Origin of the sequence: Diplocloster hominis (assembly GCF_032380655.1) — a bacterium.
GTDB lineage: Bacteria > Bacillota > Clostridia > Lachnospirales > Lachnospiraceae > Diplocloster > Diplocloster hominis.
Genome location: NZ_JAWDIY010000019.1, coordinates 77,469 through 88,980 on the forward strand (window position 1 = coordinate 77,469; position 11,512 = coordinate 88,980).

The window sequence follows — 11,512 nt, forward strand, 5'->3', positions numbered from 1 at the left end:
AAATAGATTATAATTTCTAAGGAGGAACATAGAAATGCCTAAAATGAAAACAAGCAGAGCTGCTGCAAAACGTTTCAAAAAGACCGGAACCGGACAATTAAAGAGAAATAAAGCATACAAGAGCCATATCTTAACTAAGAAATCTCAGAAAAGAAAGAGAAATCTTAGAAAAGCAACCATCACGGATGCAACCAATGTTAAGAATATGAAAAAGATACTGCCCTATTTATAGGATGTAAGTGAAGGAGGAAATAAGACATGGCAAGAGTAAAAGGCGGTATGAACGCTAAAAAAAGACATAATCGTACATTAAAACTTGCGAAAGGTTACAGAGGCGCAAGATCGAAACAATATAGAGTAGCAAAACAGTCTGTTATGAGGGCGCTGACCAGCTCCTATGCAGGCAGAAAAGAAAGAAAACGTCAGTTCCGTCAGCTGTGGATCGCCAGAATCAATGCGGCTGCCAGAATTAACGGATTATCCTACAGCAGATTTATGTATGGCTTAAAGCTGGCCGGTGTGGATATGAACCGGAAAATGCTGGCTGAGATGGCTGTAAATGATGCGGACGGATTTGCACAGTTGGCTGAAGTGGCGAAAGCGAAATTGGCGTAAAAATAGACAGGCCTTTGAAACAGTGATGTTTCAAGGGCTTTTATTATTTCATAGGAAAGTGCTCCTATGAAATACTAAACGCTCCGCGGGGATCGCACTACGGCGGAAAGGAAGATGCCGCTTACGCGGCCCGCCGTAGGCGGAGAGTTTCACAAGCGAAACTCTTTTTCCTTTCATAGGGAAGTGCTCTCTATTCATTAAATATCCCTCAGGGCTACTGTCCAAAAACCAGTGTTCAGCCCTGGCCCGGGACAGTATCCCGGAGAATAAAATAGGAACATCTGAATGAAATAAGCATAAGATATAGTAACCGCGAACCGTGTAAATCGAGGCGTACATTATGGAGACTGAGAGATATGTTGTAACTTTATTCGGTATTGATTCAAATCTTTATACAGATCAATACATATCTTTTCTATGGGAAAGCTGCGCAAATGAGGAATTCAGTAACAACGACATATATATTACGGCTTTGATTAGTAACAAAACTTTAGTATGTGGTAAAATAAGAGGCTGCCAACTGGGCGAAACGGCATATGTCATAACGACTGTCAGAAATCCGGTAGATTACGTGGATGAAGAAAATTTTTTTGCATCATTTAGAAATGTTATAAACAGTATAAGAGAAAAACTGGATTACCCCTGTATGACTATATCGATTGAAAGAGTTGAATACTATTATTTCCTTCAGCCAGGTTCCTGACGGCCTGCTGCAGTGGTTTATTGTCAGTCAATACACGACAGAAAAAGGTGCAAAGCTTCGGGAAGACTGCCTTGCACCATGAGATCATGAACGCACAGCTATTTGCAAAAGAATGATTTCTTGTCAATCGCCCGCATAGTGGCCAATATGCCGTCCAGGTGGTCATATTCATGCTGGATTAATTCAGACAGATCCCCCTCAAAAACCCTGACCTGCTCTTTCCATTCCAGATCTTTGTATGTAATCCTGCACTTTTGGTATCTTTTTACCTTCACGATTAAATTCGGAAAGGACATGCAGTCATCCATGACCTCCATCTGCGCCTCCCCGATAGGTTCCAGCACCGGATTGAGGAAGACTTCCGGATGATCGATATACATATACAGCACACGCTTAGGAACACCTATTTGCGGAGCGGCAATCGCGCGTCCGGCATGGTATTTTTCCCGATATGCGATCAGGGTATCATGTAAGTCCCGGACGATGGCAGCCAGCTGGGGGAGTTCGTATTCCGTGACCGGTGCGCTTACCTCATATAATTTGGGATTTCCTAATAATAAAATTTCCTGTTTCATACATTTCCTCCGGAGTTATCATATAGCAAATTTTTCTGAATACAGAAGATTCACCTTTTTCAGGCATCCGGCCTTCATATTTCCATAGATTTTTTCCATATTGGCGCTTCGCTCAATTATTTCCATCATCTCATCTGCAATGAGACAGCCATTCATTTCCTGGAATTCCAGTGCGTAATTCAGTATTTCTTTTGACGAACCCAATTCATTAATTTTATTTATGAATTCCGGGTAAAAATTCATATCCTTTTTCAGATATAATTCTTTCTTCCGGCCGCAGAGGGAGCAGGTTTGGTCAGAAGTGGAATTTGTCATGCCGCAGACACAGATCCAGTCGGAGTCAGTTTCCGAAAATCCACAGACAGCATCAGCACCAAACAATTTTCGTATTTCACTGATCTCTTCTTCCGGCTGTTTGGATTCGGCTGAGGGTTTTATCACTTGATCATTTTCAACAAAAGCGTTTAGCTGGACGATAACATCTTTCAGCACCGGGAGAAGATTCCCGGGCAGGTTACAAGGAATATATTCGCTGATATACCTGTTATCTGACAGATTTTCAAAATGAACAAAATAGATCTGATCCAGAGTATGGGTACTGTGAAATACCGTACGTAATTGTAAGGTGACATCTAACGCTGTCAGAGGTGCTTTTGAATAATTATAAAATTTTAGAGCGGCAAGTGTTCTGTGTTTGCTGAGCTTCAGACTGATCTCATAGGGACGCAGAGTTACCGAAGGATAATAATTATGGATAGTCAGGGTTCTTGTATTGATTTCGTCTTCTGTCTCCTCCATCTTTTCTATATATACTGCGGTTCCGGTAGAAACCACCCCTATAATATCACTGGAAAACATCGTGTAATTGACATCTACACCGATTACGGCATTTGCTCCCAGTCTGCGTACGTTCTCTATCAGAGCATCCAGGGAATAATTCTTTGCTTTATTTAATTTGCCGGAGTATAAAGTGCTGTCGCTGCCCAGAATATCCGCAATCCCAGCCCCCAGTGTACTTAAAAACCCGGTTCCTATTGCGCTTTCACCGGTACAGAAACCAAGATATTTTTTTATGGCATATCCTTCAAAGTTAAATCCTGAGGTCATCATTAACGAATCCATCTAAGATCCCCTTTCACAATTTTTTACTATAAGTAGAGTTCATTTTCCCTGCGAAGCCCGGCAAATGGCTGCAGGTGCTCTTCCAAACCGGCTAACACCTGATCCGGAAGCGACCTGGCATGAGCAGGGCAGATCGAGATACACCGCATACACTGGATACACTTATCTGGGTCCGTATTGAGGGGCGAATCCTTTGAGATCGCTAATACCGGGCATTTCAGTGAACATAATCCACAACTTGAGCAGGCGTTTGAAACCACGGGAACATTTGGTTTGGAATTCCAGACCTTATACGGCCGGTTGCCAGGAATCCTGGAAGCGATTTCCCTCTGTCCGGTTTCCCATTTTTCCAGTATCCGGTTGGAAAATTCGGCGAGACAGGCCTGGTCTTTCGCATCGGGCCTGTGTTCGGCCAGTTTATGTATGATAGAATGCTCCGCCAGCAGAGCGGCTGCAGCCAGCGGCCGGAACCCCTGCTCTGTAACCGCGTCACTAAGCTCCAGCAATGCGTCTTCATAAGCCCGGTTTCCATAAACTGCGGCAACGATGGCGGGCGTCTGATTTCCCCGGATATTCTTCAGTCTGGCTGTCATGCAGGCTGGAATCCTGCCTCCATATACCGGACCTGCGAAGAGGACGAGATCCTCTTTGGTAAAGCTAAGAGGACGCACATCAGGCAGTGAGAGGTCCACCTCCCGTATTTGCCGCGCAAGTCCTTTTGCCAGAAAAGCGGCAGCCTGCCGGGTTCCGCCTGTGAGACTGAACACAATGATGGTGATTGATGTAAGCATATAAGTTTCCACCTTCCTGCCGTCTTTGCGGCCTATTCTATGTTACATATCCGGGTTTGCTGAATACCGGAAGCCGTACTTTTTTTGATTCTTACATTCAGTGTAATACCATTAATATGGAATGTCAAATTTCTTAAGTTTCCCTAAACTGAATGACTTATCCTATAGAAAATGGTAAAATAACGGAAGCAGTAGATAGCGGTAATTGTATATAAATGTAGAATGGAAATAGAAATCGTGATAAGACGGCAAAATCAGAGCCTGCGGATTCCGGCAATGAGGGAAGCCTGGAAGGAGGAATGAGAATGAAATCATGTAAGCCCAGTGAATTGGCGGTTCAGATGATGGAATATCTGGACTGCCCCTGTGAGGTGTTTGGACCGATGGATGACGACGATGCGTTATGGACAGCCTATCAGAATGCTTATGAACAGGGGAAGACGATGGGATTTGTTCCTGTATTGGTGAAAGTGGATGATACTCTGATGGAATGCCTGCTGATGAACGCGGCGCAAGATGACGGCGCAGATCAGTTGGAGCTCCGGGATATCCGGAATTACCGCCGCGGGATGCTGGAGCAGGCGGAAGAGCCCGGGGACCGGTATCTGGAGCATTTGATTCAGGAGCGGCGTCAGGAGGCAGAAGAGGACGAGATCGACTGGCAGCAGGAGATCATGGGGGTAAGAGAGCAGGGGGAGGCCTGCGAGCGGTTCCTGTCTTACTGGAATTACCAGACGAAGGAGACCGATGAGATGATCCTGGCCAGAATACCAGCAGAACATCCATGGGAAATATTTGCGTGGCTCCCCATGGGGAACTGGAATGAATGCCCGGATACACCGGAACTGATGGCGGTGGCCCGCTACTGGTTTGAGACTCACGGCGCTGTGCCGGCCTGTGTCAGTCACGATGAACTGGAATTCATCCTGGAGGCGCCGGTGGGGGATTATGAGGCGGCCGGCCGGCTCGCTTTGGAGCAGTATGCGTTTTGTCCGGACAGAGTCGAGCAGTGTGAGGAAGACGGCAGTGTGGAGAAGCTGGCGGACACCCTGTCCAGATCGACGGTCTGGTATTTTTGGTGGGATTGACGGAGGGCTGCCGGTTTTGAACCTGATCTATTTCAGACTGTATCAGGGGGAACATGGCATGTGCGGATACATTTATGGAATGACTGCGTTTGGATCAGAAGCTTAAGATATCCCGGTCAAAAGGAGCTGCGGGGGATGGTTATAGCCTGAAGATTAATTTGTAGGAGCGCATCCGTGATACCCACATATATTAATAGAAAGAGTATGATGGGGGATCAGGATGGTAGGAGGATGGGATTATCATACAGAACTAACGCCATATGATCAGTTCATTTTTTATAATGCGATTGGAAGTCATGAAAATTATTTTTACCAACCGATTGCGGTAGCAACTCAGATCGTAAACGGGACGAATTACAAATTTATGTGTATTGCAAAGCCCCGGGTACCGGGATTGCCGGCATTTTATGCAATCGTGGAGATCTATAAACCGATCGACGGCACCCCTTACGCGGTCAGTATTTATCCGGTGGAGGAATACCAGTATAAAAAATAGGCACTAAGTGCTCATAGCGATAAAAAATAGAAGATACAAGCAGTGGGAAAGGATACCGCAGGATGGGATTTTTAATAGTAATACCCTTTTTTCTTATTCGATTCGGGCTGTTATCCCTTTTAAACAAGGATGCGGTAAAACGGGCCGCCTATTTTGCGCCGTTATCGGATAATGAAAAAACAGCTTACTGGCTCTACCAGATTTCCAATATGGCAGTCTTTCTTTCTATGTTCTTTTTGCGGATACGAGTCACGCCAGCGGGGCTGTTTTATGCGGGCGTAGTTTTTTATGCTGCCGGATCCCTATTGCTTGTGGTGTCGGTAATTCATTTCGCTTCCCCTTCGGAATCCGGAATGAACCAAAAGGGGATATACCGTCTGTCCCGTAATCCCATGTACGTGGCATATTTCATATTCTTTCTGGGCTGTGTGCTGTTGACGCAATCACTGCTGCTGTTTGGTTTTGTGCTTGTTTTCCAGATCACAGCCCATTGGATTATCCGTGCGGAAGAAAGATGGTGTATCCGGCAGTTCGGAAATGCGTATCTTCAGTACATGAAAAACGTCCGGCGCTATTTTTAAGTGTCATGAAAGCATGTCCGGTTACAAAGATAACTGACAGACGAAAGGAGACCTGTATGAGGAACGAAGTTCTGTTATTTCCCGATAGGAAAGAATTTAGAAAATGGCTGCATGATCATGGTCAGTCAAGTCCCGGCGTATGGCTGCTGTTCGGGAAAGCAGGCGGCCCAAAAACAGTCAGGGCCGGTGAAGCCCTGGAAGAGGCCCTTTGTTTTGGATGGATTGATGGTCTGATGGAAAGTATAGATGATAAAACTTATAAGAAATATTTCTCTTTGCGCAGGCCCAACAGCAAGTGGTCGGAGAAAAATAAGGCTTTAGCTGAAAAACTGGAGGCACAGGGGCTCTTGACCGATTTCGGCAGAATGAAAATTGAGGAAGCCAGAAAAAATGGACAATGGGAATCTAAAAAACCCCCCGCAATTACAGAGGAACAGATCACAACTGTTGCTGCATTATTACAAGCCTATGAACCGGCACATACCAATTTTCTGTCTATGCCGCCGTCGGTCAGGAAAACTTATACGCGGGCATATCTGGACGCAAAAACAGAGGCTGGCCGGGAAAAACGCTTAGCGTGGATGGTGGAACGGCTCAATAAAAATCTAAAGCCGATGTAACAGATCCAGCAGGGGACGAAGGGATAATCCGATAGGAAAAAATACAAATTACGGAGGGATTATAGGAAATGCGGGACATATACATACATGGGCTGGGGCAGAACCCCTCAGCCTGGACAGATGTGATATCCAACAGGAAAGAGGGAATACCGGCCTCCTGTCCTGATCTGGCGGCACTTCTTCAGGGCAGCGGGCCTGCCTATGCGAACCTTTACTCCGCTTTTTCGGAATATTGCGGGCAGACCCAGGAAACGCTTTGTCTGTGCGGGCTTTCTCTGGGAGCTGTACTGGCGCTTCATTATACCATTGAGCATCCGCTGAAAGTGAAATCTTTAGTATTGATAGGCGCGCAATATAAAATGCCGCGGCTGCTTCTAAAGTTCCAGAGTATGATCTTTCGATTTATGAAAGAGGCTTCTTTTCAGCAGATGGGATTTGGAAAAGAGGAATTCATCCGCTTGTCGGATTCTATGGGGACGCTGGATTTCAGTAAAGATTTAAAAAAGATACAATGCGATACATTAGTCCTGTGCGGGGAAAGAGATCAGGCCAATAAAAAGGCGGCCAGGGAGCTGGCCGCGCATCTCGCTCACGCTAAGCTGCAGATGATAGAAGGGGCAGGCCACGAAGTCAATACGGACGCCCCAATTGAATTAGCAGCAATACTGGATGATTTCTATCGAAACACAGTATTATAAAAAATTTCTCAACAATCCAAACGGATGTACCTGCAGGCTCATCCGTTCGGACTGTTCAGATGTTCGATCTGGGGGTACTCAGACAGCAGTTTGTCATTTGCCCGTTCTAAATTCCGGTAATATTCGGCATAGGAAGGACTCAGCTGTTTTAACGCAGGAATGAACACGTCGTAATATCCGGTGGTACTGTTGAATTCTCTCATCAAGCCCATGAGCCGGTTGGCGGGAGAGTTTTTATATTCTTCGCTTTGCTTGTATGCCAGATATTCTTCTAAAAACTCCTTGTTTTCAGACAGAAATTCATCCGGATTTTCGACGGATTTCTTCGTGCTTTCGACCAGTTTTGTGAGTTGTTCCGTGCCAATGTGTCTGGTGCCCTCTATTAGATATTCCTGTAAGTCCTGAGGCAGCTCAAGAGAGGGCACACTGTCCAAAAAGGACAGGATCGTATCAAACGCGGCCTGCTGGCTTTTGGTTTCAATGGGCACATTTAAATATGGGGCAAAATGCAGGCAGATAAATCTGCCGTAATAGCCCGGAAAGGCGTCCAGGAGTTTTTCCGTAATAGTCTTGCTGTTTTCTAAACTCTGCAGCTTTGCGCTGATATCGGAATAGGGGACGCCGCGGCTTAATTCATCGAGAATCTCCTTTTTCCGGGCTTCTCTTTGAAGATTCAGTTCTTTCCGGACGGAAATGTCCTGTAAAGCGCTGTTGGAATCATCTGCGAGAACCGTTTTAATTTCTTCTGTACTTATGCCAAGCTTTCTGAGAACAGAGATTTTATGCAACAGCTCAATATCACTTTCCCCGTAATCCCGGTAGCCGTTATGCAATACGGCCGGCGCAATCAGCCCCTGCAGGGTATAATATTCGATTGCTTTTTTGGTTAATCCTGTGATGCTGCTTACTTGTTTTATGAACATATCAATCACCTCCATACAATCATAAGCTAACCCCTAAGGGGTTGGTCAAGGGTTTTCTTCCATTTTTTTAAATGGTCATAAGGTCAATGGGAGGGGACGCCAATGATTGTATGAAAAAAAGTACAGGAAAGAATTTGAAAATTTGGAATAAAAATCTTGACATCATGATACACTGTTATTATAATTAATTTTGTTGTTAGATCATAATCCTCGATAGCTCAATGGTAGAGCATTCGGCTGTTAACCGAAGGGTTGTTGGTTCGAGCCCAACTCGGGGAGTTAGTGAATTCCTGTAAACATCATTGTTTGCAGGTTTTTTTGTATACTTTTGACATTTGACAGCTATATGGGAGGAATAATTATGGAACAGAAGCCGACCCTGTTCAACTATCTTCACGACTCACTGGTTCAGCAGATTATGAGTGGAAAACTTGTTTACGGTGAAAAGCTGCCGTCGCTGCGTACTTTATGTGACTTGTATCATGTGGGCATCCGTACGGTACGGGATGTGATGGACGCACTTGTGAAGGAAGGGTATGTGGAGACTGTCCAGCGGTCTTATGTAAAAGTCATCTACCGGACGGATGAAGACTCCGTCCGGCAGGCCCGGGCCGTGCTGGCCCGGCAGGATATGAGTTTGGATATCATGATGGTCCTGTCTTATATCCTGCCGCCTATCTATGCACAGGCTTGCCGTTTCTGTAATGAAGAAATCATCCGGGCGTGCCGTGCTGACATCCGGGGGATCGAAGAGCTGAGTACCAAAGATCAGTGGCGTAAGTCCCGTGTCCCTTTTCAGAGAATCAAATCGGTATATCATAATGAGCTTCTGCAGGACCTGTGCGTAGATCTTGATTTGTCCGCTCAGATCAGAATACTGCCCGGATTTGAAAATCCCTATCAAGAGATGGGGGAAGACAGTGAACAGGGACTGAATCATTTTTATGACTGTATTGCCGCCCAAGATTACAAGAGCGTCTATGCGATTATACGCAAAATGTACCGCATAGCTGCTGATATTACCGACGGATATTACAGCCGGCTAAACAGCCTGTACCCGATGGAAAAGCCCAGGCAGGAAACGTTCCAGTGGAATGCCCAAAAAGGGCGTCTGCGGATTCATATGCAGGTGACCCGCAGTATCATCAAAAAAATCTGCAAGGGCATCTATCCGGACGGAACTTACCTGCCCTCCGGTACCGAATTGTGCCGGGAATATAAGATATCCGCCTACACGCTCGGCAATGTGACGGAAACACTGGTTAAAATGGGCCTTGTAAAAAAAATGAATCAGCGCGGCGGCTATTTAATCACATGCGAAAATGCGTGTAAAAATGAAAGCTTTATCAGCGGAAGCACATTCATACAGGATGCGCTGACATTTCTGGAGGCTGTCCACCTGATTGCCTTAATCAGTGAGGGAGTGGCAGACTTAAGCTTTGTGTATATCAATGAGGAAATTCTTGAGGCGCTATGCCAAAAGGTGAAATACAAACAAATAAGGGAACTGTCTGCCAGCATCCTGGCCACCCTGATACAGATCCAGCCATATGAACCGCTCAGAGAAATATACCGGCAGCTGGAAAATCTGGTGGACTGGGGCTGTTACATCAGTTTCGTGATCCATGAGGAATCTGTATTTGATATTATTCAGAATAAAAGTAAAACAGTGATCGCATGCATAAGAAAACAGGACCAGGCCGCTTTTGCTCAGGCATTGAAAGACACTTACCGCTATGTGTTTGAGGCCATGAGAGATACACTGATTGACCTTGGCGTCCAGGAAGCAGACAGATTGCGGTTATAGCTATATAGCTGACGCTTATAGGCAAGAGAATGAAAAATTGTTAAAAATATTATTCTTACCTGTTCTTTTTTATTGTGTATGTACACAAACTATTATATAATGGGATAAATACTTTTGGGAAAGAAGGCTAAGATTCATGCTGGATGAAAAAGGGCCCTGCAAAACAGGAGATACTGGGCTGAGGCTGACGGACACGATCGGTAAGCTGTATTTCAGTATCGCCGAGGTGGACCTGATAGACGGTACCGCATTTGTGTTTAAAAATGACCCCCAGCCGGAGCTTGCAGACAAAAGATTACCATGGATTCGTATAATGAAGGAAAATCTGCGCTGGTTCTTCAAGGATGACCAACCGCAGATACTTGAAAGCCTGTCCCTGTCCGGCATGTCCCGCATGCTGGAGCAGCCGGAGACGGAACGCCGGTTTGAACTTCGCATACTGGGGGAGAGCGGGCTGCCCGGGTGGGTGGAGATCGAGGTATCGGTCATTTCCAGGGAAGAGAAGAGGCTGCTGGTAACCGTCAGAAATATAGCGGAACAGCGGCTGCGGGATCGTATCGTGAATCTGTATGTATACAGCAACTGTGACTACTTCATCTATCTGGATGTCAGAAACAACCGTTATGAGATGCTATGGGGGCGAAATGATGAACACACGATTCCGCCGGCCCGCAGCGAAGACTACGTCAGTACATTTCAGGATTATATTGAGAAATACGTGGCACCCGAGGACCGGAAAAAGATGGCGCGGGATATACTGCCGGAGCAAATTCTGTCACAGCTGGAGAACCATAGAGAACATACCTTTTCCTATGGACTGCTGGAGCCTGGGCGAGGCTACACCCGTAAGCAGCTTCAGTACCTGTATTATGACAGGAGCACACAGACCGTACTGCTTTCCCGGACGGATGTGACATCCCTCTATCTGGACAACAAAAGGCAGAATGAGGCGCTGAAACGGGCGATGATTCAGGCCCAGAGTGATCCGCTCACCGGTGTGTATAATCATCAGACGGTGGAGACGCTGATCCGTGAGGAGCTGGCGGCCCGTGACTGCGTGGGCGGAGCGCTTTTTTTTATCGATCTGGATAATTTTAAGCACGTCAATGATCACCGGGGACACTACGCGGGAGATGAGGCGCTGTGCTTTGTGGCAAAGACGATCCAGAAGTCCCTGCGCGCAAATGATCTGGTCGGACGGGTGGGCGGAGATGAGTTCATCGCCTTTTTATGCGGCCCTTTTTCCATAGAAGAGATCGAACAGTGTGCCGCCAGGCTCTGCAAATCCGTCGGCCGGCATCAGGATGCTTCTTTTACCCTTACCTGCAGTATTGGAATTGCCATTTATCCACGGGACGGAGCAGATTATGAGACACTGTTCCGGCATGCGGACGCGGCCATGTACCATGCGAAAACAAAAGGCAAGGACAGTTACGCAATATGGAATGCCAATGATAAAATCTAATATACGGCTTAAATCCTGCCGAAAATCC

Annotated in this window: 14 protein-coding genes and 1 tRNA gene; 11 read left to right on the plus strand and 4 right to left on the minus strand. The window is 46.1% G+C overall.

From position 1 onward, the window contains the following. The first annotated feature begins 34 nt into the window (after positions 1-34). The 3 genes from rpmI to ABC831_RS17170 all read left to right on the plus strand — a co-directional run bounded on the left by rpmI (position 35) and on the right by ABC831_RS17170 (position 1,318). A complete protein-coding gene (gene rpmI / locus ABC831_RS17160; protein WP_158347304.1) occupies positions 35-232 on the plus strand; it encodes a 50S ribosomal protein L35 in 198 nt (65 codons plus the stop codon). Between the two features lie 26 nt (positions 233-258). After that, entirely contained in the window at positions 259-615 is a 357-nt protein-coding gene (rplT, locus tag ABC831_RS17165) for a 50S ribosomal protein L20 (protein WP_158354061.1), read from the plus strand. 340 nt (positions 616-955) lie between these two features. After that, a complete protein-coding gene (locus ABC831_RS17170) occupies positions 956-1,318 on the plus strand; it encodes a hypothetical protein (protein ID WP_343249317.1) in 363 nt (120 codons plus the stop codon). A gap of 98 nt (positions 1,319-1,416) precedes the next feature. On the opposite strand, the gene ABC831_RS17175 is transcribed toward ABC831_RS17170, so the two are convergent. Genes ABC831_RS17175 through ABC831_RS17185 form a run of 3 tightly spaced genes read right to left on the minus strand, consistent with a single transcriptional unit; the run spans position 1,417 to position 3,806 of the window. Next, on the minus strand, positions 1,417-1,893 hold the full coding sequence (locus ABC831_RS17175) for a peptide deformylase (RefSeq protein WP_343249318.1): 477 nt from the start codon (positions 1,891-1,893) through the stop codon (positions 1,417-1,419). An 18-nt stretch (positions 1,894-1,911) separates the two neighbouring features. Next, on the minus strand, positions 1,912-3,015 hold the full coding sequence (locus ABC831_RS17180; protein WP_343249319.1) for a YbjQ family protein: 1,104 nt from the start codon (positions 3,013-3,015) through the stop codon (positions 1,912-1,914). Positions 3,016-3,041: 26 nt separating this feature from the next. Beyond that, positions 3,042-3,806, minus strand: coding sequence for a 4Fe-4S binding protein (locus tag ABC831_RS17185; protein ID WP_343249320.1), 765 nt, complete (start codon positions 3,804-3,806; stop codon positions 3,042-3,044). A 305-nt stretch (positions 3,807-4,111) separates the two neighbouring features. On the opposite strand from ABC831_RS17185, the gene ABC831_RS17190 reads away from it, so the two are divergent. The 5 genes from ABC831_RS17190 (at position 4,112) to ABC831_RS17210 (ending at position 7,289) form a co-directional block, all read left to right on the plus strand. Then, a complete protein-coding gene (locus ABC831_RS17190) occupies positions 4,112-4,894 on the plus strand; it encodes a DUF4253 domain-containing protein (protein ID WP_343249321.1) in 783 nt (260 codons plus the stop codon). A gap of 220 nt (positions 4,895-5,114) precedes the next feature. After that, a complete protein-coding gene (locus ABC831_RS17195; RefSeq protein WP_343249322.1) occupies positions 5,115-5,390 on the plus strand; it encodes a hypothetical protein in 276 nt (91 codons plus the stop codon). A 62-nt stretch (positions 5,391-5,452) separates the two neighbouring features. Then, the gene (locus tag ABC831_RS17200; protein WP_343249323.1) at positions 5,453-5,971 is read left to right on the plus strand and encodes a methyltransferase family protein; all 519 of its coding nucleotides are present in this window, start codon (positions 5,453-5,455) and stop codon (positions 5,969-5,971) included. Between the two features lie 56 nt (positions 5,972-6,027). Next, positions 6,028-6,591, plus strand: a complete 564-nt coding sequence (locus ABC831_RS17205; protein ID WP_343249324.1) for a YdeI/OmpD-associated family protein — start codon at positions 6,028-6,030, stop codon at positions 6,589-6,591. A gap of 68 nt (positions 6,592-6,659) precedes the next feature. After that, the gene (locus ABC831_RS17210) at positions 6,660-7,289 is read left to right on the plus strand and encodes an alpha/beta fold hydrolase (RefSeq protein WP_343249325.1); all 630 of its coding nucleotides are present in this window, start codon (positions 6,660-6,662) and stop codon (positions 7,287-7,289) included. A 38-nt stretch (positions 7,290-7,327) separates the two neighbouring features. Here the strand turns inward: ABC831_RS17210 and ABC831_RS17215 are convergent, their stop codons facing one another. Further along, a complete protein-coding gene (locus tag ABC831_RS17215) occupies positions 7,328-8,212 on the minus strand; it encodes a MerR family transcriptional regulator (protein WP_343249326.1) in 885 nt (294 codons plus the stop codon). 207 nt (positions 8,213-8,419) lie between these two features. On the opposite strand from ABC831_RS17215, the gene ABC831_RS17220 reads away from it, so the two are divergent. The 3 genes from ABC831_RS17220 (at position 8,420) to ABC831_RS17230 (ending at position 11,484) form a co-directional block, all read left to right on the plus strand. Continuing rightward, positions 8,420-8,491: transfer RNA gene (locus tag ABC831_RS17220), tRNA-Asn, on the plus strand. A gap of 82 nt (positions 8,492-8,573) precedes the next feature. Beyond that, positions 8,574-10,019, plus strand: a complete 1,446-nt coding sequence (locus tag ABC831_RS17225) for a GntR family transcriptional regulator (RefSeq protein WP_343249327.1) — start codon at positions 8,574-8,576, stop codon at positions 10,017-10,019. Positions 10,020-10,155: 136 nt separating this feature from the next. Further along, positions 10,156-11,484 carry a GGDEF domain-containing protein gene (locus tag ABC831_RS17230; RefSeq protein WP_343249328.1) on the plus strand — a complete coding sequence of 443 codons (1,329 nt, stop codon included), beginning with the start codon at positions 10,156-10,158 and terminating at the stop codon, positions 11,482-11,484. Positions 11,485-11,512: the final 28 nt, after the last annotated feature.